This is a genomic window from Halomonas sp. CH40 (genome assembly GCA_041875495.1).
Taxonomy (GTDB): Bacteria; Pseudomonadota; Gammaproteobacteria; order Pseudomonadales; family Halomonadaceae; genus Vreelandella.
Genome location: CP112982.1, coordinates 765,688 through 788,683 on the forward strand (window position 1 = coordinate 765,688; position 22,996 = coordinate 788,683).

General features: G+C 56.8%; 16 protein-coding genes. 12 read left to right on the top strand and 4 right to left on the bottom strand.

Annotated elements, in window-relative coordinates:
* Positions 1-24: 24 nt before the first annotated feature.
* The 3 genes from OR573_03585 to csiR all read right to left on the bottom strand — a co-directional run bounded on the left by OR573_03585 (position 25) and on the right by csiR (position 3,330).
* Positions 25-1,278, bottom strand: a complete 1,254-nt coding sequence (locus OR573_03585) for a CaiB/BaiF CoA-transferase family protein (GenBank protein ID XGA80751.1) — start codon at positions 1,276-1,278, stop codon at positions 25-27.
* A gap of 69 nt (positions 1,279-1,347) precedes the next feature.
* Complete coding sequence (locus OR573_03590) at positions 1,348-2,526, bottom strand: acyl-CoA dehydrogenase (GenBank protein XGA80752.1); 1,179 nt, start codon at positions 2,524-2,526, stop codon at positions 1,348-1,350.
* Positions 2,527-2,640: 114 nt separating this feature from the next.
* Positions 2,641-3,330 (bottom strand): DNA-binding transcriptional regulator CsiR, encoded by a 690-nt coding sequence (gene csiR / locus OR573_03595; protein XGA81655.1) that lies wholly within the window; start codon positions 3,328-3,330, stop codon positions 2,641-2,643.
* 143 nt (positions 3,331-3,473) lie between these two features.
* Here csiR and lhgO point away from each other — a divergent pair, with 143 nt between their 5' ends.
* From lhgO to OR573_03615, 4 genes are all read left to right on the top strand, one after another.
* The gene (gene lhgO / locus OR573_03600) at positions 3,474-4,682 is read left to right on the top strand and encodes an L-2-hydroxyglutarate oxidase (GenBank protein ID XGA80753.1); all 1,209 of its coding nucleotides are present in this window, start codon (positions 3,474-3,476) and stop codon (positions 4,680-4,682) included.
* A gap of 195 nt (positions 4,683-4,877) precedes the next feature.
* Positions 4,878-5,855: a TAXI family TRAP transporter solute-binding subunit gene (locus OR573_03605; GenBank protein XGA80754.1), complete on the top strand. Its 978-nt coding sequence runs from the start codon at positions 4,878-4,880 to the stop codon at positions 5,853-5,855.
* A gap of 38 nt (positions 5,856-5,893) precedes the next feature.
* Entirely contained in the window at positions 5,894-6,451 is a 558-nt protein-coding gene (locus OR573_03610; GenBank protein XGA80755.1) for a DUF1850 domain-containing protein, read from the top strand.
* Positions 6,452-6,491: 40 nt separating this feature from the next.
* Positions 6,492-8,504: a TRAP transporter permease gene (locus OR573_03615; protein ID XGA80756.1), complete on the top strand. Its 2,013-nt coding sequence runs from the start codon at positions 6,492-6,494 to the stop codon at positions 8,502-8,504.
* Positions 8,505-8,582: 78 nt separating this feature from the next.
* Here OR573_03615 and OR573_03620 read toward each other — a convergent pair whose 3' ends face one another.
* The gene (locus OR573_03620) at positions 8,583-11,114 is read right to left on the bottom strand and encodes a penicillin-binding protein 1A (GenBank protein XGA80757.1); all 2,532 of its coding nucleotides are present in this window, start codon (positions 11,112-11,114) and stop codon (positions 8,583-8,585) included.
* A gap of 208 nt (positions 11,115-11,322) precedes the next feature.
* Between OR573_03620 and pilM the strand changes: the two genes are divergently transcribed.
* From pilM to gltB, 8 genes are all read left to right on the top strand, one after another.
* A complete protein-coding gene (pilM, locus tag OR573_03625) occupies positions 11,323-12,384 on the top strand; it encodes a type IV pilus assembly protein PilM (protein XGA80758.1) in 1,062 nt (353 codons plus the stop codon).
* Between the two features lie 12 nt (positions 12,385-12,396).
* Entirely contained in the window at positions 12,397-12,969 is a 573-nt protein-coding gene (locus tag OR573_03630) for a PilN domain-containing protein (GenBank protein XGA80759.1), read from the top strand.
* Complete coding sequence (gene pilO / locus OR573_03635) at positions 12,956-13,618, top strand: type 4a pilus biogenesis protein PilO (protein ID XGA80760.1); 663 nt, start codon at positions 12,956-12,958, stop codon at positions 13,616-13,618. The genes OR573_03630 and pilO overlap by 14 nt, the downstream gene beginning before the upstream one ends.
* Complete coding sequence (locus tag OR573_03640; GenBank protein XGA80761.1) at positions 13,615-14,154, top strand: pilus assembly protein PilP; 540 nt, start codon at positions 13,615-13,617, stop codon at positions 14,152-14,154. Before pilO ends, OR573_03640 begins: the two co-directional genes overlap by 4 nt.
* A gap of 45 nt (positions 14,155-14,199) precedes the next feature.
* Positions 14,200-16,314, top strand: coding sequence for a type IV pilus secretin PilQ (pilQ, locus tag OR573_03645; protein XGA80762.1), 2,115 nt, complete (start codon positions 14,200-14,202; stop codon positions 16,312-16,314).
* Positions 16,314-16,892: a shikimate kinase AroK gene (gene aroK / locus OR573_03650; protein ID XGA80763.1), complete on the top strand. Its 579-nt coding sequence runs from the start codon at positions 16,314-16,316 to the stop codon at positions 16,890-16,892. The genes pilQ and aroK overlap by 1 nt, the downstream gene beginning before the upstream one ends.
* 38 nt (positions 16,893-16,930) lie before the next feature.
* Positions 16,931-18,037 (top strand): 3-dehydroquinate synthase, encoded by a 1,107-nt coding sequence (aroB, locus tag OR573_03655; protein XGA80764.1) that lies wholly within the window; start codon positions 16,931-16,933, stop codon positions 18,035-18,037.
* 502 nt (positions 18,038-18,539) lie between these two features.
* On the top strand, positions 18,540-22,982 hold the full coding sequence (gene gltB, locus OR573_03660; protein ID XGA80765.1) for a glutamate synthase large subunit: 4,443 nt from the start codon (positions 18,540-18,542) through the stop codon (positions 22,980-22,982).
* Positions 22,983-22,996: the final 14 nt, after the last annotated feature.

The following is a 22,996-nucleotide window of genomic DNA, read 5'->3' on the forward strand; positions in this document are numbered from 1 at the left end:
CTTAAAGCGGCGTTGTAGAAGTGTCTACAAAATGCCCAGCGCTTTAAGTCCGTCAATCTGAGTGTTATCCAGCCCCAGCTGTTCCTTGAGTACGCTATCAGTGTGCTCGCCCAGGGTAGGCGGGGCACTCTGTGCACTCATCTGGACCCCGTTAAAGCGGATCGGGTTATTGACCAGGTCCACTTTACCACTTGCGGATTCCGGGTGTGTTAACGCTTGCTTGAGTTCCCGCGCCTTGACGTGAGGATCATCAAAGACCCGATCCAGCGTATTGATGGGCCCGGCCGGTACGCCTACAGCCTCAAGGGCGGCAAGCCATTCGTCAGTGCCGCGGGTGGCAAGTACTGCCTGAAGTTCTGGAATCAGCTGTTCGCGATGACTGACCCGGGCGCCGTTGGTGGCAAAGCGCTCATCGTGAGCCAGTTCGCTGCGTTCGAGCACCTGACAGAGACGCTGAAATTGGCCATCGTTGCCTACCGCCACAATCATATGGCCATCAGCTGTGGTAAACGCCTGATAGGGAACGATATTAGGGTGAGCATTACCCAGGCGCTGGGGCACCTTGCCAGAGGTCAGGTAGTTAAGCGCCTGATTGGCCAATACGCCAACCTGTACGTCCATCAGCGCCATGTCGATATGGGTGCCTTCGCGGTTAGCGGCGTCCTGCTTATCTCGGGCATAGAGGGCGGCAAGAATACCATTGGCCGCATACAGGCCAGTAAAGATATCGGTAAAGGCGACGCCTATCTTGACCGGGCCACCTCCGGGTGTGTCATCCGGCTGGCCGGTCAGGCTCATGATGCCGCCCATGGCCTGGATCATAAAATCATAGCCTGCCCGGTGGGCATAGGGGCTTTGCTGGCCGAAACCGGTGATGGAGCAGTAAATCAGCGCCGGGTTAACTGCTTTCAGGCTCGCGTAATCCAGACCGTATTTCTTGAGCCCACCGACCTTGAAGTTTTCGATGACTACGTCGGATTTCGCCGCCAGTTCCCGCACCAGCTTCTGGCCTTCGGGCCGGGAGATATCCACGGTTACCGAGCGCTTGCCGCGGTTGGCAGACAGATAATAGGCCGATTCGCCGCGCTGTTCGGGCTGCTGGCTTGCCAGCCAGGGCGGACCCCACTGGCGAGTGTCATCACCCTTGCCCGGACGCTCAACCTTGATGACTTCAGCACCCATATCGGCAAGCATCTGGCCGCACCAGGGGCCAGCTAACACGCGTGACAGATCAAGCACCTTGACGCCCGCCAGCGGCGCAGGGGGAGACTGTTGCATTGTGATGCTCCTCATAAACCGTTATCGAAAACGCTTCGCCGCAGCGAAGCGCTCAAAATGCCAAGCGGTTTAGAAGAACGCCTGAAGACCTGTCTGGACGCGACCCAGAATCAGCGCATGAATATCGTGGGTGCCTTCATAGGTGTTGACCGATTCCAGGTTGACCATATGGCGAATCACCCCGTATTCATCGGAAACACCGTTGCCGCCGTGCATGTCGCGGGCCATGCGGGCGATGTCCAATGATTTGCCGCAGTTATTACGCTTGATCAGCGAGATCATCTCCGGTGCCCAGTTGCCGCTGTCCATCAAGCGGCCCACTTGCAGGGCAGACTGCAGCCCCAGGGTAATCTCGGTTTGCATATCGGCGAGTTTTTTCTGAATCAGCTGGGTTTGCGCCAGCGGGCGACCAAACTGCTTGCGATCCAGGGTGTACTGGCGGGCGGCATGCCAGCAGAATTCGGCGCTGCCGATAACACCCCAGGCGATGCCGTAACGCGCCTTGTTGAGGCAGCCGAAAGGCCCTTTCAGACCGCTGACATCAGGCAGCAGGTTTTCTTCCGGTACAAAGGCGTTATCCAGTACGATCTCACCAGTGATGGAAGCGCGCAGAGAGACCTTGCCTTCAATTTTCGGCGTGGTGAACCCTTCGGTGCCACGCTCGACGATAAAGCCCTTGATCTGGTTGTCATGGGCGGGCGATTTGGCCCAGACCACGGCCAGGTCGGCAATCGGGCTATTGGTGATCCAGATTTTGGCGCCGGTCAGGCGATAGCCGCCATCCACTTTTTCGGCACGGGTGACCATGGAGCCCGGGTCGGAGCCATGATCCGGTTCGGTCAGACCAAAGCAGCCGACCAGTTCGCCGGTGGCCAGGCGCGGCAGAAACTTCTGTTTCTGTTCTTCGCTGCCATAGGCTTCGATGGGGTACATCACCAGCGATGACTGCACGCTCATTGCCGAACGGTAGCCGGAATCAACGCGTTCGACTTCCCGGGCAATCAGGCCATAAGCAACGTGGTTGACGCCTGCGCCGCCGTACTCGGGGGAGACCGTCGCGCCCAGCAGGCCCAGCTCACCCATTTCGGTCATGATCTCGCGATCAAAACGCTCTTCGCGGAAAGCAGTCAGTACGCGGGGCTGGAGGTTTTCCTGGCAGTAATCGTAAGCGGCATCGCGAATCTGACGTTCTTCGTCGGTTAACTGCTGTTCGAGAAGAAGCGGGTCATCCCAGTTAAAGCGGCTCATGGCGTGTCCTCGTCGTTATAACTTGTGCGGTTGAAGCGTGAAGCTCCTGACCCAGTTAATTTATCGTTGTTATTTAAAAATTTCTACATTTTTTGAAATTTTTTATTGAGGCCCTCAGGCAAGCCCCTGTTGATGCATGGCCTCGGTGATGATGGGAACGGGCGTCATCAGGTGGTCGTGCATCATGGCCATGGCGTCTTCACGGCGGCGCTCCAGCGTGACGTCAACCACCGCTGAGTGCTCCTGGCGCTTCTGCTCCAGCGCCTGCTCGGAGAATACTGTCTCTTTCAGCCATAGGTGGCGGTAACGCTGTACCTTGTCAAAAAGCCCGGCGCGTACCTGCAGCAGGTGGGATGAGTTACAGCCACTGACAAGCGTGGTATGAAAGGTGCTGTGTCGCTCATCCCAGATAGCGAGCAGCCCTTCGGGGGTATTGCTGGCGCTGACGATATTCAGGTGGTGGGCCTTGGCGACGACATCGGCTTCCCAGGCGTCATCGCCGCGCTCGATCGCCAGCCCCAGCAGCATGGCCTCAAGCTGAGCGCGGGCATCGTAGATATCGTGCAGCTCTGCTAATGACATAGGCGCCACCCGGTAGCCACGCTGGCTGATGGCCACTACCAGATGCTCAGCCACCAGCTGCGAGAGCGCTTCACGCAGCGGGCTGATGCCCAGGTCATAGTGGGCCTTGAGGGCATGCATGCGCAGCTTTTCACCGGGTGCAAAGGTGCCTTTGATAATGTCGTTCTTGAGCAGCTGGTAGGCGCGAATGCCCAGGTTTTCGCGCACACCGTCCTTGGGCATTGTGGTGTCTTTGGTCGTCGGTGTGACTAACGGCGACGTTGGCGCCGGAGAAAAAATACGAGAAGACATGGGGAAGAATCCATAAACTGGCGAAACAGCGAAATTTTATTCCCCCATCATAAGGGATTCTGGAGGTAGATAGCATGTGGGATTTTGTCATCGTTGGCGGCGGCATCCTGGGGATGTCCACCGCCATGCAGCTGAAAAAGGCCTATCCGGACAAGCAAATGCTGGTGCTTGAAAAGGAAAGCGGGCCAGCACAGCATCAGACAGGGCATAACAGCGGGGTGATTCATGCAGGCGTCTATTACACACCGAGCAGCCTGAAAGCCAGGTTTTGCCTGGAAGGCAATCGCGCTACTCGTGACTTCTGCGATGAACACCAGGTGCCCTATGATATCTGCGGCAAGCTTCTGATCGCCACCAATGATCTGGAAAAGCAGCGCATGCAGGCACTGTGGGAGCGCACCGAGGCAAACGGCCTTGAGCGTGAGTGGCTGGAAGCGCAGGCGCTGGCAGAACGTGAGCCCAACGTCACTGGGGTGGCGGGAATCCATGTGCCCTCCAGTGGTATTGTCGATTACGCCCAGGTCGCCCGCGCCATGGCGGATGAATTTCAGCGCCTGGGTGGCGAAATCAGCTATGGCCAAGAGGTGGTCGGGCTTGAAGAACGCTCGGCAGAAGTAGTGGTCACCAGCCATAAAGACAGCAGCGAGCATGTTGTGACCAGCCGCTACCTGGTCAGCTGCTCAGGCCTGATGGCCGACCGGGTGATCCGTCTGCTGGGTAAGGACCCTGGCTTCACGATCTGCCCGTTTCGCGGTGAATATTATGTGCTGCCTGAGCATCATCAGCGGATCGTCAACCATCTGATCTACCCGATTCCGGACCCCAGCATGCCGTTTCTGGGCGTGCACCTGACCCGGATGATTGATGGCAGCGTTACCGTTGGCCCCAATGCGGTGCTGGCCTTCAAACGCGAAGGCTATCGCAAGCGCGATATATCGCTTGAGGATATGGGCCAGATGCTTACCCATGGCGGTATTCTCAAGGTGCTGGCCAACAATGCTCGCCCTGGGCTGATGGAGCTGAAAAACTCGCTTTATAAGCGTGGTTACCTGGCCTTGGTGCAAAAGTACTGCCCTAGTATTACTTTGGATGATCTTCAACCTTACCCGGCAGGCGTGCGTGCCCAGGCGGTGTCCCATGATGGCAAACTGGTGGATGATTTTCTGTTTGTGAATACCCGACGCACCCTGAACGTGGGCAACGCGCCTTCCCCGGCTGCAACCTCTGCGCTGCCGATTGGCGCGCATATTGTCAGCCAGGTAAACCGTATGGTGGAGGCTTGAACCCTATCTGGATAAGCCTTGCGTTTACGCCAGCGTTAATCGACAGTGGCCAAGCGCTTTTAAGTCGTGCTAGTTTTTGTTACATAGTCTGAACGTCTGTTAGCCAGCCTTGGCCTAGCCGTTTTGGTAAGTCGTTGGATCGAAAGATGCGTGTGTCATATCAATAATAATGCCCGAGAGGGCGAAGGAGTGCGTATGCAATCTCATAAAGCTTTCACAACCGTTACCACCCTGGCCGCTGCGTCCATGTTGGCCGTAGCGCTACCCGCCTCAGCCCAGCAGCTCTCGATTGCCACCGGTGGCACGGGCGGCACCTATTACCCGATGGGCGGCGGCTTTGCCGAGATGATCAATAACCATATTGAAGGCGCTCAGGCGACAGCCGAGGTGACCGGTGCCTCAGTTGAAAATATGGGCTTGATCATGCGGGGCGATGCGGATATGGCGCTGGCGCTGGCAGATACTGTCTATCAGGCGTATACCGGCACCGGCCATTTTGAGAGCCGCCAGATCGAGGATACCCGTGCTCTGGCATCGCTGTACCCTAATGCTGTCCAGTTGGTGACGTTGGCCGAATCGGATGTGCATTCCATCAGCGACCTGGCGGGCAAGCGAGTGTCTGTCGGCGCACCGGGCAGCGGCACCGAGCTGAATGCCCGAGCGCTGCTGGAAGCCAATGGCATCAGCTATGACGACTTCGACCCTCAGCGCCTGAACTTCAATGAAACCGCTGATGCCATTCGCGATGGCGATATCGATGCGGGTTTCTGGAGCGTTGGCCCACCTACTAGCTCGATTTTGAACCTGGCAACCACCCGTGATATCCGTCTGGTGGGTCTGTCAGACGAAGAGATTGCCAATGCTCAGGAAGAAGTAGCGGTCTTCGCCCGCTATGAGCTGGGTGAAAATCTCTACGAAGGCATGGACGAAGCGGTGCCGACCATTGGTGTTCCGAATGTACTGGTCGTCAATGCGGCCATGGATGAAGAGCTGGCCTATCAACTCACCGAGCTGTTATTCGAACAGACCGATGAGCTGATTGCCGTTCACCCAGCGGCCAACGACACCACCATTGACTTCACCCTGGAATCAACGCCGGTGCCGCTGCATCCGGGGGCTATCCGTTATCTGGAAGATGCCGGTGTCGACGTGCCGGATCGTCTTCGCCCCTGAGCGGGGTCTGCTGATTTATTAACAGGTGTCAGGCTGCCATGATCAAAATCATGTTCTGCCTGCTTCCCTGGGCAAGACGCTGGCAGATGTTGGTTCTGTTGGCTGTCTTCGTCACCTCTCCTGCAGCCGGAGCAGAGTCAGCCTCTGCTCCGGCTGTTGGCTATGAGCTGGTGGTTGAGCGCGATGTTCAGCCAGGTTCCCCAGGCAAGCAGAGGCTGATCACCATCCCTATGCCCCAAGGGGCGCAGTGGTGTGTGAAGTGGAATCACTCCGTTGCTCAGTTTGTGGTGCTTGACTGCTACCGAAATGTAGCAGGCCGAATGGTGCTGGAGCGCAGCCATCAACCGGATTTTGCAGCCGGTCTTGGCCACGTTCTGGGGCGGGGCGTACAGGTATCAGATGGCAAGGGTGGCTACTGGATCAAGGGGATTGACGAACCGGTACCCGGCAACCGCTACGCCTTGCGTGTCGGTGCCATGCGGGTGAACCATCGCCTTGTCTGGCCAGCGCAAGCGCCCACTAAAAGCGTCAGTATCAGTGAACAGGCGGCGGGGGAACGGGTGATTATTCAGCTTCAGGAAGCGGGCTATCAATAACCACTAACAAGCAAATCATACAGGGCCAGGTGAGAATTTCATGAATGAACCCAAACAACCTGTGGTGGTCATGCCAGGCGGCAAGATACCGCATTCACGCCCGATTTTATGGTGCATTACAGCAGTGGCCGTCGGCTTGTCACTGTTTCAGCTTTATTCAGCGGGCATTCAACCCTTAGGGCTTTTCTATCAGCGTAGCATCCACCTGGCGCTGATCATGATGCTGGCCTTTCTGATGTTTCCTGCCTTTGGGCCGCATCGCAAGCGCGGCCTGCTGGCAGGCGCGATTGATACGCTGTTCTTTATTGGCGCCATGATTACCGGTGGCTATCTGGTGTTGTTCCTGGATGACATCATCAATCGTGCCGGTTTCTGGAGTGACACTGATATTCTGGTGGCCTGTATCGCCACCTTTACGGTGCTTGAAGCCAGTCGGCGCGCCGTGGGTATCAGCATGACGATTATTGGCACCATTGCCATTCTTTATGCCATGGCTGGGCCGCGGGGTGATCTGGCCTGGCTGGGGGAATGGCTGCCAGGGATTCTGGCTCATCGCGGCTATAGCCTTGACCGTATTGCCGGGCAGCTGTACCTGGGGCAAGAAGGCATTTTTGGCCTGCCGCTGGGGGTTGCCGCGACTTACATCTTTATCTTTGTGCTGTTCGGCGCCTTTCTGGAAAGCACCGGGGCGGGTAAGTTTTTCATTGATATGGCCTACGCAGCCACGGGGCGCCAGCGCGGTGGCCCCGCCAAGGCGTCGGTAATTGCCTCGGCTGGCATGGGGTCGATTTCCGGCAGTGCGATCGCCAATGTGGTCACCACCGGTGCCTTTACCATTCCACTGATGAAAAAGCTGGGTTACAAGCCCAAGCAGGCCGGTGGCATTGAGGCCGCGGCGTCTACCGGGGGGCAGATTATGCCGCCTTTGATGGGGGCAGGGGCTTTCCTGATTGCCGAGTATACCAATACGCCTTACCTGGATATCGTCAAGGTCAGCATTTTCCCAGCAGTGCTGTACTTTGCCACTGTTTACCTGTTTGTGCATATCATCGCCCTGAAACAGGGTATGCAAGGGATGTCGCGCAGCGAGTTACCTCAGATGCGTGACGTTATGCGCGATGGCTGGCATTTCCTGTTGCCGCTGCTGGTGCTGGTATGGCTGCTGGCAATGAGTATGTCGCCGATGCGGGTTGGCTACTATGCAGTGATCACCATGGTGGCGGTTGCCGTGCTGCGTTATGTCGTGTGGTTTTTCTTTGTGGCCCCGGGGCAAGGTCAGCCGGTGACGGCCAGCCGGATGAAAATGGCGCTGGCCAGCGGTTTACGCAAGCTGATTGAAGGGCTGGAGCTGGGGGCACGCAACGCGGTGGCGGTGTCCATGGCCTGTGCGGTAGCCGGTATTATCGTTGGCGTGGTGGGCCTGACGGGGCTGGGGTTGAAGTTTTCATCGATGATGATGGCGTTCTCCGGAGGCAATCTGATTCTGGCCCTGGTGATGGTGTTGTTGGCCAGTCTGATTCTGGGCATGGGGTTGCCGGTAACCGCCAGCTATATCGTCCTGATTGTGCTGGTTGGGCCAGCGCTGACCCAGGAGTTTGGTATTCCGCTATTGATCGCGCATCTGGTGGTGTTCTGGTACTCCCAGGATTCCAATGTGACCCCGCCGGTTGCCCTGGCTGGGTTTGCCGGGGCTGCCATTGCGGGCAGTAAGCCCATGGAAACGAGCTTCCAGGCCTGGAAATTTGCCAAGGGGCTTTACCTGATTCCGCTATTTATGGTGTTCAACCCGGAAATCATCATGGGCGGGCCGGTTGCTGTAGTGATCTGGACGGGCTTTATTGCCCTGCTGGCGCTTGGGGCCTTTGCGGCGGCTTTGGAAGGCTACCTGTTTACTCACATGGGGCTGCTTTCACGTCTGGCTATCGGGGGGGCGATTGTGGCGGTTTTCTACCCTGATTTCATGATTGAAGCGGCGGGTGCGGTGGTGATGGCCGTCGCCATTGTCGCCAACTGGTTGGCGAGCCGTCGGGAGTCTTTACCGCAATCGGCTTGAATAAAAGCCACTGGTCAGTAAAAAAGCCCGGCGTTTTAACGCCGGGCTTTTTTAGTTAATCAGGAAGGATCAGGTAACTCAGAAGATGGATTCAGGTGATCCTGTCCCTTGAGAGCCACTCATCTCTTCCACTTCCTGGCTGACCGAGCGAGATTGATAGCTGGGCAGGTGGTCAACATCAAACAGCTCGGAAATACCGCCCGATTGACCGTCACGCAGGCGGCGTCCTGTGTCAGGATCAATACGTACGCTGACAACCGTCTCGGGTTGTTCGGGCCAGGCTTCCGGCTGACCTTCCAGCGCATCGCGCATGAAACTGATCCAGATCGGCAGTGCCGCATTGGAACCGTATTCAGCGATACTTTCGTTGTTATCCTTGCCCACCCAGACCGTGGCCACCAGATCACTGTTAAAGCCTGCAAACCAGGCGTCGCGCTGATCGTTGGTGGTGCCAGTCTTGCCAACGATATCACTGCGTTCAAGGCTTAAAGCGGCCCTGGCTGTGCCTCGCTCGACCACTTCGCGCAGCATATCGCGAATAATATAGGCGGCTTCCGGGTCGACCACCCGCGGGGCGATGGGAAACTCCCGGCCATCAATTTCAACACTTTCCTGGTCTGGCGGGCAGTTTTCACACACAACCCGAGGCGTTGCCTCGTAAACTACCTCGCCATTTTCCTCGCCTTGAGTAACGCGGTGAATATACCAGGGGTGAACTTTGAAGCCACCGTTGGCAAGAATCGCGTAGGCATTGGTCATTTCCAACGGTGTTAGGCTGCCGCTACCCAGTGCCAGTGACAGGCCTCTCGGCAAGCGCCCAGGTTCAAAGCCAAACCCTTCCAGGTAGTTGATGGTGTAGTTAAGCCCCATTTCACGCAGGATACGGATCGTCACCAGGTTGCGCGAACGGGCCAGTGCCGGGCGCAGGCGCATCGGCCCCAGAAAGTCGCGGCTTGAATTCATCGGGCGCCATAAGGAGTTGCTACCATCCGCCTGCACCAGCGGCGAATCATTGATGATGGTGGCAGCGGTCATCTCGCCGCTATGCAGAGCCGTCACATACACAAAGGGCTTGAAGATTGACCCTGACTGCCTTTCTGCCTGTACTGCGCGGTTGAACTTGCTGGCATTGAAGTCAAAGCCACCCTGAAGGGCAACAATGGCACCATCATCGGGGTTCTGAACCACCAGAGAGCCTTCCACCTGGGGGCGCTGTGACAGGCGCAGGTTGGCGTTCTCGTCTTCAATAACTCTTATCAGGTCGCCACTTTTGGCAATCTGGCCGGCTGATGTGGGGGCGGCACCCCGGCTGCGTGGGCTCAGGTAAGGCTGCGCCCAGGCCATACCTTCCCAGGGAATAGTGCGAATCTCATTATCCTGGGTGAGCACCTTCATTTCTCGACCGAGGGTTTCAACGACGATCGCTGGCTCCAGAACGCCGTAACTGGGGGTGTTCTGTAGCACTTGAATCCAGTTGCTGACATCGCCGTCGAAGCCATCGACCACGGTCTGGCTTCGCTCAGCGGCCTGACGGGCGGTCTCGCGAATTTCGGGGGATTCGCCCAGCTCTTCTTCCAGGCCTCGGGTAGCAGTGTTTTCCTGAGCTTCAACCAGGCTGGCCGGGATGTCACGCTCTTCCGGCCCTCGCCAGCCGTGGCGCCTGTCGTAGGCAAGCAGGCCGTCCGCAAGTGCCTGCTGAGCATAAGGCTGAAGTTCGCTGTCCAGCGTCGTGTAAATCCGGTAGCCGCCGGTATAGGCATCATTGCCGAACTCATCCATGGCGTATTGACGCGCCATTTCGGAGACATAGGCAGCATCCACTTCCGTCTGTGTGCGATGTCGCTGGGCAGTAATGGGTTCCTGCACCGCTTGCTGATAGGCGTCCTGATCGATAAAGCCGAGTTCGCGCATGCGGAACAGAATCCAGTTGCGGCGAATCAAGGAGCGCTCGGAGTTAGCCAGTGGGTTAAACGCTGAAGGTGCCTTGGGCAAGCCAGCGATCATCGCCGTCTGGGCGAGGCTTAGCTCGCTAAGGGGTTGGTTATAGTAGGTTTCTGAAGCGGAGGCGATACCGTAAGCGCGGTTGCCAAGAAAGATCTTGTTAACGTAAAGCTCAAAGATTTCTTCCTTGTCGAGCACCTGCTCCATTTGCAGCGCCAGCAGGATTTCACGAATCTTGCGGGTGAAGGTCTGCTCAAGGGTCAGCAGGTAATTTCTGGCCACCTGCATGGTAATCGTTGAACCACCGGACTGAATTGCCCCGCCACTTTGCGCCAGCTCAACCGCCGCGCGGGCCAGACCACGCGGGTCTACCCCCGAGTGCTCGAAGTAGCTCTGGTCTTCTGCCGCAATCAGGGCATCAATCATAGGCTGGGGAATATCGGCAAAGTCGACGGGAATACGCCGTTCTTCACCGAATTCACCAATCAGCTTGGCATCACGGGTGTAGATGCGAAGTGGCGTATGCAGCTCGAAATCCTGCAGCTGACGCACGTCCGGAAGGCCAGGGGCAAAGTAGAGTGCCGCGCCAATAACAGCCAGCGCAACGCCACCGGCCAGCGATACCAGCATGAAAAACAGAGATAAAATGATATTACGGATCAACTTCATGAACAAAAGCCCCTGTGGGCGATAAGGTGTGTTGTCACGTTTGATGATACACAGCAATCTAAAAGTAGACATACATGATAAGCGGGCATTATAGGAAGCTCAGCCTGCTCTCACCAGTGCTGATGTGATAAAAGCTGCCGGGTGTGCACATCGTTAAACTGATGTAACCTTCAGGCAGCGATCTTTTTTGCGGGAGTCAAACTCAATAATGCGCTTACTAAAGCCTAGCAAAGGGCTGATTGGCGTGGATATCACGTCGGCTACTGTCAAGCTGCTTGAGCTCAAGCCAACCGCTGGCAACTATGAGGTGGCCAGCTATGCTGTGCGGCCATTACGTGATGGGGCGGTTGTCGAGCGTCGCATCCAGGATATTGATGATGTGGCCAATGTACTTAGCCGAGCCGTTGAACATGCCAGGCCATCCACCCGTAAAGCCGCCGTGGCCGTTCCTGCCAGTGCTACCATCACCAAGACCTTATCCTTTCCGCTGGAGTTGAGCGAAGAAGATATTGAAGAACGCATTATTGAAGACCCTGAACGTCATATCCCGTTCCCTTTTAATGAGGTGGCGTTTGATTTTCAGCTGCTGGGGCCTTCGCCGTTCAATGAAGATGAACAGCAGGTGCTATTGGTCGCCTGCCGCCAGCAGGATGTCAGGCAACTGACGGAAACTCTGGAAAAAGCAGGGCTTGAGCCCGCCGCTGTTGACGTGGAAACCTTTGCCGTTGAGCGCGCTTTCGATTCACTACGTCGCCAGTTAACCACCAAGGGGGAAGCTTCGGCCTGCGTTGCGCTGGTGGATATTGGTGCTCATATGAACGCCTTTCATGTGATGCGCGAAGGGCATATTGTTTACAGTCGCGACACCGTGTTCGGCGGACGTCAGTTAACGGATGCCATTCGTGAACGCTATGACCTTTCGATGGAAGAAGCCGGGTTTGCCAAAAAACGCGGCGGTCTGCCGGAAGATTACCATGCTGAGGTGCTGACGCCTTTTCTGGAAACCGTCGTCCAGCAGGTGGGGCGTTCACTGCAGCTTTATTATACCGCGGGGCGCCACCACGAGGTGAAGGAAATCGTACTGGCCGGTGGCTCCAGCGTCATTCCCGGCTTAGCCGAGCGGATTGCCGAAGACAGTGGTATGACCGTTACCATTGCCAACCCGTTTCAGCACATGCTGGTCAGCAAGCGCCTCAAAAAAGACGCCTTGAGCAATGATGCGCCTGCCATGTTGACTGCGTGTGGCTTGGCCATGCGAGCCGGGCAATAGGAGAACTGGGCCATGAGCATAATGATTAATCTGCTGCCCTGGCGAGAGGCCCGGCGTGAAAAGCTGACCCGACGTTTCTATACCCTGTTGGTGCTGGCTCTGCTGCTAGGCGCTGCGCTGGGTGGTGCCATCGCTTTTTATTATTACGCGGAACTTGAAGCGCAGCAGCAGCGTAACGACTTCATTCGCCAGCAGGTCTCCCAGCTTGATGCGGATATTCGTCGCGTCAGTGAATTCAAGGCCGACGCCGACGAGCTGAGCGAGCGGTTAGCCTCGTTTCAGAATCTACAGAATGCGCGTGGCGCTACGGTGGCGGTGTTTAATGATATCTCTGCCAGCATGGTGGATGGGGTTGTCTATCAGCGGTTGTCGCGCAGCGCCCAGTTGCTGAGCGTCACAGCAGAAGCCGGAACGGATCGACAGGTCTCCGAGCAATTACGTCGGATTGCTGGAGAGCAAAGGCTGGGTACGCCCTCGCTTTCAGAAGTAGAGCGCGAGACAGATTCCACCCGGCGGCTGTTCCGCTTTGAAGTGCGCCAGACCGAGGCGGAGAGCAGCAACGAGGAGGCCGATGATGAAGGCTAGCCGCTTGAGCGAGGAATGGCAGCGCCTGCGCGATACCGATCTACAAGCGCTTGATCTCAAGGAAGCCGGCACCTGGCCGTTATTGCTCAGAGTGATCACCTTGTTGCTGGTCTTTATTCTGGCGCTGGTGCTGATCTACTGGTTCGTGATCAAGGAGCGTATCGAGCGGCTATCAGCGGCCGAGCGTGAGGAATCCAGTCTGCTGACGGAGTTCAGACAAAAAGCCATGGAAACGACCTATCTGCCAGAAATCGAGCAGCAGCTGGCAGAGATGGACACGCAGATGCAGCAGTTGCGGGCCATGCTGCCGACGAACGCTGAAATTCCTTCCTTGCTGGACAGTATCAGCGATGCGGCGCTGGATAACCGTTTGAGCGTGGAAACCATCCGCTTGCGGGAAACCACTCCCCAGACACACTATATTGAACATCCTTTTGATATCGAAGTGCAGGGCGGCTATCACGATATCGCACAGTTTGTGGCCGATATAGCTGCCTTGCCTCGCATTGTCACCCAGCATGATTTTGTCTTGGAGCCACTGGAGGATGACGAGCAGACGTTGAGGTTGGCCATACTCGCCCGGACTTACAGTGACCGACCTCAGAGCGAAGGCGCCGAGAATGACAGCACTCAGGGAGGTGAGCAATGAACCGTTGGCCAGGGTGGGGGCTGATGCTCATACTGATGGTGCTGCTGGGTGGCTGTGCGGATGCCAGGCTGGGTGAGCTGGCCGAGGAGCTGGAGCAGATACGCCAGGCGCCGGGTACGCAGCCGCCGCTGGTGGTGCCGCACATACCGGAATATCAGCCGCTCGCCTATACCCATGGCGGTGAGCGTAGCCCCTTTCTGGCGCCTGAAGCAGTGGCAAGCCAGTCAGCGCCTGTTTTGGTGGCGAATGCCAATCTGGCACCGGATACTTCCCGCGAGCCGCAGCCTTTGGAGCGCTTCTCGCTACAGGAGCTGGCGCTGGTAGGCATGCTAGAGATGAACAACCGCCAGCGCGCCTTGATCCGAACGCCTGAAGGCGATGTGGTCAGCGTCAGTGAAGGTAATTACATCGGCCCGGACTACGGGCGGATTGTACGCATTGGCGCAAAACGTATTGAAATAGATGAGCGTATTTTTACCCAGACTGAAGGCTGGCAGGTGCGCGAGGTGGCGCTTGTGCTGGACGGTGAGGAATGAAAATAAATACCGCTATCGGCAAGATTAAATATTAGGGGGCGCTGAATGTTGAGCGAGACGTTAGGTAAGACGCAGGTGCGCGGCATTCTTATCGGCATAGTGTTGCTGCTTGCATGGCTGCCGGGTGTCTCCTGCGCGGCGGTGCTGACCGATTTGAATGTTGATCATGCCAACGCAGACCGGGTAGATATCAATCTACAGTTCTTTGGCGAAGCGCCGACAGTCAAGGATTATCGGCTGGATTCGCCCCATCGGCTGATGCTGGATCTGGCCGATACAAGAAGCGCTCTTGATCGGCGACATTTTGATATTAACCATGCGGGGGTGGGGCGTGTAACAGCGGTTGAAGGCAATGGGCGCACACGGCTGATCATTAATCTGGCTGAGGCCTATGAATACACCACTCAGCGCGATGGAGAGTCTCTGCGCATTTCAGTGGCTGCGAACTCTGGCCAGCCTGGCCAGCCTGGCCAGCCTGGCCAGCCATCTGGCGGTATTAATGACATGGCCCGCATGGAAGAAGCGCCCGACCTGGAAACCAGCCAGGGGCCGCAGATCGAGCGGATTGATTTTCGTCGTGGCAGCGGGGGAGCCGGACAGCTGGATGTGGTGTTCAACCGTAACAATGTCCGTGTTCGGGTAGAGGAAGACGGTCGCAATCGGGTCGTGGTGGATCTGCGTGATGTGGCGATTTCTGATGCGCTCAATCAGATCTACGATGTCACCGATTTCGCTACCCCGATTCAACGCGTGGTGCCCAGGGCCACTCAGCGCGGTACCCAGTTGATTCTCGAAACCGAAGGCCCTTATGCCATGATGTCGTCACAAAGTGGCCAGACGCTGACGGTGGAAGTGGAACCAGCGAGCCAGGCACCCCAGCAGGCGCAAAGCGAGGACCAGGTCTATGAAGGCGAACGCTTAAGCCTCAACTTCCAGGATATTGAAGTGCGCGCGGTACTGGCGACTCTGGCCGAGTTTACCGGCCTGAATATTGTCGCCAGTGACAGTGTGACCGGCCGAGTGACGCTGAACCTTAATGATGTGCCCTGGGATCAGGCATTGGATCTGATCCTGCAAAGCCAGGGGCTTTCAAGCCGCGAAAAAGGCAACGTTATTGTCGTCGCGCCTGCCCAGGAGCTTGCCCAGTTAGAGCAGCAGGAACTGGAAGCCCGTAACCAGCGCGATGTTCTGGCACCGTTAATCACCGAGTTTATCGAGGTCAAGTACGCCAGGGCGGAAGATCTGGCGCAGCTGTTGCGCGGAGGAGACGGCTTTGGCCTGTTGACTGAACGTGGCCGGGTCAGTATCGATCAGCGTACCAACACCTTGTTGATTCAGGATACCCAAGAGCAGGTCAATCAGATTCTGACCACCTTGGATCGTCTGGATGTGGCGGTACGTCAGGTGCAGATTGAGGCGCGTATCGTCATTGCCCGGGATACCGCTTCCCGGGAGCTGGGCATCAACTGGGGCATTTCTGGCAATGGCTCGGTGAATAATATTTTCAGCGGTTCAAGTAACCCAGACGCGCTGACGTTCAATGGGGCTTCCAATGGTTCACCGGGTACCGGCGGCCTGGCAGTTGATCTGGGCGGTAATACTGCGGCGCAGACCACCTTTGGTTTTGGCTATCTATCCAGCGATATCCTGCTGGATCTGGAGTTGAGAGCGCTGGAAAGCGAAGGCAAGAGCCAGACGATTTCCCAGCCACGGATAATCACGGCCAACCAGCGCACGGCGATTATCAGCCAGGGCGAAGAGCGGGCGTTTCAGAGTGTCGACGGCAATGACAATCCGGATACTGAGTTCAAGGAGGCCTTGCTGTCATTGGAAGTAACCCCGCAGATCACGCCGGATAACCGGATTATCATGGATCTGGTTATCCGAAATGACAGCTTCCGCGAATCGGAATTTGGCGGTGAACCGCCGATTGACACCAACACCATAGAAACACAAGTGCTGGTTGATGATGGGCAAACCGTTGTCCTGGGTGGTATCTTGACAACGGAAGAGCTGCGTCAGATGGCCAAGACGCCGTTGCTGGGAGACATCCCCTTTATTGGAAGGCTGTTCCGTTACACTGAAGAGAGTAGTGAAAAAGTAGAGCTGCTGGTCTTTATAACTCCACGTTTACTTGATGATGGTTTGGCGGTTCGTTGATGCAGGATTTACCCAACCTCTTTCTGATCGGCCCCATGGGGGCTGGTAAAAGCACCATAGGTCGCCTGCTGGCAGCTGAGCTGGCCCGTGACTTCGTGGATAGTGACCACGCCATCCAGAACCGCTGTGGCGCCGATATTCCCTGGATCTTTGATGTTGAAGGCGAGGTTGGTTTTCGTCAGCGTGAAGTACAGATGATTGACGAACTGACCCGCCGCAGCCCCATTGTGCTGGCTACCGGTGGCGGTGCTGTGCTGCGTGAAGAAAACCGTCGCGTACTGCGCGAGCGTGGCACGGTGATCTATCTGATGACGACCGTTGAGCAGCAGCTCAAGCGCACCGCCAAGGATCGCAACCGCCCGTTACTGCAGTGTGAAAACCGTGAGCAGGTGCTTTACGACATGTATGCCAAGCGTGATCCACTTTATCGTTCAACGGCGGATGTTAGCGTACGCACTGACCGACGCAGCCCGCGGGCGGTGGTCAACGAGATTCTGCGCCGGGTTCAGCGCCTGAATGACCCCTTGCAGATGGATGGCGCAGCAGTTGAAGAGAAAGCTAAAAATACAGTCAATTAAAACAGTTAATTAAAACATCCAATTTAAAAGGTATCTTGATGACGCCGTTACCGGACGCCTTGCGCACTCTCAATGTTGACCTGGGTGATCGTAGCTACCCGATTCATATCGGCACCGGGCTGCTGTCCAATCCGGACGCCATCCTGCCTTATCTGGCCGGTCAGCAGGTGATGATCGTGACCAATGAGACCATCGCGCCCTTATATCTGGAAAAACTGACGCAGCAGCTGCCAGAAGCGCTGGATGTGCAGACCTGCATCCTGCCGGATGGCGAGCAGTATAAAACCATTGAACAGGTTAACCGCATCTGGGGAGCCTTGCTGGAGGCCGGTTTCAATCGTCGCTGCACGCTGATTGCCCTAGGGGGTGGTGTCATCGGCGATATGGCCGGCTATGCGGCCGCTAGCTATCAGCGCGGTGTGGCGTTTATTCAGGTGCCGACCACGCTGCTGGCCCAGGTCGATTCCTCGGTAGGGGGCAAGACAGGCGTTAACCACCGGCTAGGCAAGAATATGGTCGGCGCCTTCTGGCAGCCCAAGGCCGTGCTGGTCGACCTTGATAGCCTGGCTACCTTGCCAGACCGTGAGATGTCAGCAGGGCTTGCCGAAGTGATCAAGTATGGTCTGATTCGCGATGAGGCATTTCTGAGCTGGCTTGAAGCCAATATGGTCGCCTTGCGTGCGCATGATGCCAAGGCATTGGCAGAAGCAATTGCCAGAAGCTGCCAGATAAAAGCCGATATCGTGGCTGAAGATGAAACCGAGCAGGATGTACGTGCCCTGCTGAACCTGGGGCATACCTTTGGCCATGCCATCGAAGCGCATCAAGGTTATGGTAATTGGCTACACGGCGAGGCCATTGGTGCCGGTATGGCCATGGCGGCGACCCTTTCCCGGCGCCTGGAATGGATTGACGAGGCTGCACTGGCGCGCAGTCTGCAGGTGATTGAAAGTGCTGGCCTGCCATTGAAGGCGCCACTGGGTATGCAGCGCGATGATTTTCTGGGGCCTATGCGCCGCGACAAGAAAAACATTGATAGCCGATTGCGCCTTGTGCTGCTGCGCGAGCTGGGCGATGCCTGCATCAGTGATGAAACGCCCATCAGCCTGCTGAATGATTTGCTGGATCACTACCCACGCGCTTGAGCGCCGATATTCCAGATCGCTACAGATTCACTGCCAAAAAAACCCGTCGATATCCGGCGGGTTTTTTGGCTGGCTATAAAATACCAAGCCTGAAAAGCAGGCAGCTGATTGGAAGAAGGTCTCTGGTCGGCCAAAAATTGATAATCAGAATGCCTTATGCGCTATCGGCATGGCTTTTTAAGGTATTTCTAGACTAAAGTTTAATCTTTGGCAGTTATCGTTAAATTACCGTTGTGCTGCACTGCAAGTTATTGAAGCGTATCACTTTTTCATATTGAGTGTTGTGCAAGCTGTGGATTTGGCAAGGTTTTTAGCTTTCTTGTGAAGCCGATTCGATTGCACTACAGGGCCAGCAGTCGCTATGCTGATCAACCTTTTTTCACTCCAACGGTGGTTGTTTTACAGCCTAGGTACACCAGGACAGGCGAACAAACAAGATTAAAAAACCTTCCTTTTTACCACGGTGCCGTTGTAAATAAAACACGTTTTTTGAGGCACGCCCATGAACAGAGGTCTTCATCAGCCCGGCGAGTTTCGCGACAACTGTGGCTTTGGTTTGATCGCCCATATGCAGGGGCAAGCCAGCCATGAATTGTTGAAAACCGCTATTGAATCGCTTACCTGTATGACCCACAGGGGTGGTATTGCTGCCGACGGCAAGACAGGTGACGGCTGTGGTTTGCTACTCAAGATGCCCGAGCATTTCATGCGCGATGTAGCAAAAAGTGCCCTAGGGGCCTCCTTGGGCGACACCTTTGCTGTCGGCGTCATCTTTTTACCTGACGATGATGCACGCGCCGAACACGCTGAGTCCGTGCTGGAGCAGATGCTTGAGCAGCGTGGACTCGAGGTCGCAGGCTGGCGCACAGTACCGACAGATTCATCCGTCTGTGGTCCGATGGCGTTGGATTGCCTGCCGCGTATTCGCCAGATTTTTGTGATGCCCGGAGCCGGTGAGCACTTTGATGTTGATCTGTTCATGGCGCGTCGCCGTGCTGAAGAGCAGCTGCAGGACGAAGCGGATTTCTACGTGGCGTCGCTGTCTTCCGAGGTGGTGTCCTACAAGGGTCTGGTCATGCCCGCAGACCTGCCCGCGTTTTACCAGGATCTCAACGACCCGCGCCTTGAAACTGCCATCTGCGTGTTCCACCAGCGCTTCTCAACCAATACGGCACCGCGCTGGCCGCTGGCTCAGCCTTTCCGCTTGCTGGCGCATAACGGTGAAATCAACACCATTGAAGCCAACCGTGGCTGGGCCAACTCGCGTAAGAAAAACTTTATCAGCGACCGCCTGCCGGATGTCGCTGAGCTGAAGGAAATCGTCAATACCACAGGGTCGGACTCTTCCAGCATGGACAACATGCTTGAAGTGCTGCTGACCGGTGGCATGGATCTGCATCGCGCCGTACGCATGATGGTGCCGCCTGCCTGGCAGAATGTGGAAACCATGGATGCCGAGCTGCGCGCCTTCTATGAATACAATTCCATGCACATGGAGCCCTGGGATGGCCCGGCAGGCGTGGTAATGACCGATGGCCGTCAGGCAGTGTGTATGCTCGACCGCAACGGCCTGCGCCCGGCGCGCTGGGTAGTGACCAAAAATGGCTTCATCACCCTGGCATCAGAAATTGGCACCTATGATTACAAGCCGGAAGATGTGGTGGCCAAAGGCCGGGTGGGCCCTGGCCAGATGCTGGCGGTGGATACCCAGACCGGTGAAGTGCTGCATACCGATGATATCGACGGTCGACTCAAGTCCGCGCATCCTTACAAGCGCTGGTTGAAGCAGCAGGCCAACTATCTGGAGTCAGCGCTGACTGAGCTGGCACGTTTCCAAGTCATGGATACCGATGCCCTGAACACCCAGCAGAAAATGTTCCAGGTCAGCTTTGAAGAGCGTGACCAGGTATTGCGCCCGCTGGCGGAAAGCGGCCAGGAAGCAGTGGGGTCAATGGGCGATGATACGCCGATGGCGGTATTGTCATCGCGTCAGCGCCTGCTGACTGACTACTTCCGCCAGAAGTTTGCCCAGGTTACCAATCCGGCCATTGACCCGCTGCGCGAAGCGATTGTGATGTCGCTGGAAACCTGTATCGGTGCTGAGCGCAATGTTTTCAAGGCAACGCCGGAGCACGCGCACCGTATCATTCTGACGACACCTGTACTGTCGCCGCGCAAGTTCACTGCGTTGGTTAATGAGAAAGATCCGGCCTTTGCCAGTTATCGCCTCTCGCTGGGGTATAACCCTGAAGAGAAGAGCTTAAAGCAGGCGCTTGGTGAGCTGTGTGAAGAAGCGGAAAAGCAGGTGCTGGCGGGCAACGTCATTCTGGTGCTCAGTGATGCTGACATTCCTAAAGGCCAGATTCCCATCCAGTCTGTGTTGGCAGTCGGTGCGGTGCATACCCACCTGGGGCGCCTTGCGCTGCGCCCGAATGCCAATATCGTGGTGGAAACCGGCTATGCGCGTGACTCTCACCAGATGGCGGTGCTGTTTGGCGTAGGCGCTACAGCCGTTTACCCCTGGCTTGCGTATCAGGTCATGACGGATATGCAGCGGGTCGGTGAGCTGACCGGCAACCCCGCGGATGCGCGAGAGAATTACCGTAAAGGCATGCAGAAGGGTCTGTTCAAGATTCTTTCCAAGATGGGGATTTCGACCCTGGCCTCCTATCGCGGCTCGATGCTTTTCGAGGCCGTTGGGCTGGATAGCGATATCATGGCAATGTGCTTTGAAGGTATGGCGTCACGCATTCAGGGTACCGGTTTTGCAGAGCTTCAGCTGCAGCAGGAAGCCCTGGCCCGAACTGCCTGGATTGCCCGTAAGGGGATTTCTCAGGGTGGCCTGATGAAGTATGTGCATGGTCACGAGTACCATGCCTACAACCCGGACGTCATCATGTACCTGCAGCAGGCGGTACAGGACGGTAGCTATGAGAAATGGAAGAAATTTGCCCAGCTGGTCAATGAGCGGCCCGTGGCGACCATTCGTGACCTGTTATCCCTCAAGCCTTCGGCAACACCGCTGCCGCTTGATGAAGTCGAGAGCATTGATGACCTGATACCGCGTTTCGATACAGCGGGTATGTCATTGGGCGCAGTCTCACCAGAAGCCCATGAAGCCATGGCCCAGGCCATGAATGAGACCGGCGGGCGCTCCAATTCCGGTGAGGGCGGCGAAGACCCGGCGCGTTACGGCACCATCCGTAACTCCAAGATCAAACAGATCGCCTCGGGGCGTTTTGGCGTAACGCCGCACTATCTGGTCAACGCTGACGTGCTGCAGATCAAGGTGGCTCAGGGCGCCAAGCCCGGTGAAGGCGGCCAGCTGCCGGGTGGCAAGGTGAACGCCCTGATTGCCCGGCTGCGCTATTCGGTGCCCGGGGTAACGCTGATTTCACCGCCGCCGCATCACGATATCTATTCAATTGAAGATCTGGCCCAGCTGATCTTTGATCTCAAGCAGGTCAACCCGGATGCCCAGGTGTCGGTGAAGCTGGTGTCAGAGCCGGGTATCGGCACCATCGCCACGGGCGTTGCCAAGGCCTATGCCGACCTGATTACGGTCTCCGGCTATGATGGCGGTACGGCGGCCAGCCCGCTGACTTCCATCAAGCATGCGGGCTCGCCCTGGGAGCTGGGTCTGCCGGAAGTTCATCAGGCGCTACGTATCAATGGTCTGCGTGACAAGATCCGCTTGCAGACCGACGGCGGCCTGAAGACTGGTCTTGATGTGGTCAAGGCAGCCATTCTGGGCGCCGAGAGCTTTGGTTTCGGCACCGCACCGATGGTGGCGCTGGGCTGTAAATACCTGCGTATCTGCCACTTGAACAACTGTGCCACCGGTGTGGCGACCCAGGATGACTATCTGCGCGGTGAACACTTCCGCGGCACCGTCGATATGGTCAAGAACTACTTCCGCTACATCGCTGAAGAAGTGCGCGAACTGATGGCCATGCTGGGGGTGCGCCAGCTGACCGACCTGATTGGCCGTACGGATCTGCTGGAAGTGCTGGAGGGTCAGACGGCTTCCCAGCGCAAGCTGGATCTGACCCCGCTGTTGGGTAACGACTATGTGCCTGCGGATGCGCCGCAGTTCTGCCAGGTGAGCCGCAACGTGCCCCATGACCCGGGTGCCAAGAACCTGGAAGTGCTCGATGCGGTGAAAAGCGCCATTGAGGCCAAATCGGGCGGTACCTTCACCTTCCGGATTACCAACTGTGACCGCAGCGTGGGTGCCCTGACGTCCGGTGTGATTGCCAAGCACTACGGTGAAGCAGGGCTGGAAGAGGCGCCGCTGGATGTGCGCTTTACCGGCGTGGCAGGGCAGAGCTTCGGGGTGTGGAATGCTCGTGGCCTGAACCTGCATCTGGAAGGTGATGCTAACGATTACGTTGGTAAAGGCATGAACGGTGGCCGGATTGTGATCATACCGCCGCGCGAAAGCCAGTTTGAGAGCCACAAGACAGCGATTGTCGGTAACACCTGCCTGTATGGGGCGACCGGTGGCCAGCTGTTCGCCGCGGGTATTGCCGGCGAGCGCTTTGGGGTACGTAACTCAGGCGCCCGTGCCGTCATCGAAGGTGCTGGCGATCACTGCTGTGAGTATATGACCGGGGGCCTTGTCTGCGTGCTGGGTGAAACCGGAGTCAACTTTGGGGCCGGTATGACCGGTGGTTTTGCCTACGTGCTCGACGAAGACCGTACCTTTGTCGACAAGTACAACCACGAGCTGGTCGAGATTCACCGGGTTAACACCGAGACAATGGAAGCCTACCGCCGCCATCTGCGTGAACTGCTTGAAGAGTACGTCGCGGCAACAGGTTCCCAGCGAGGCGCCGATATTCTTGAAGACTTTGGTGATTACGTGCGCCATTTCTGGTTGGTGAAGCCCAAGGCGGCAAGCCTGAGTAGCCTGCTGGAGCAATCGCGACGGCACGCTGAATAAGCTGCTTTGCCTGA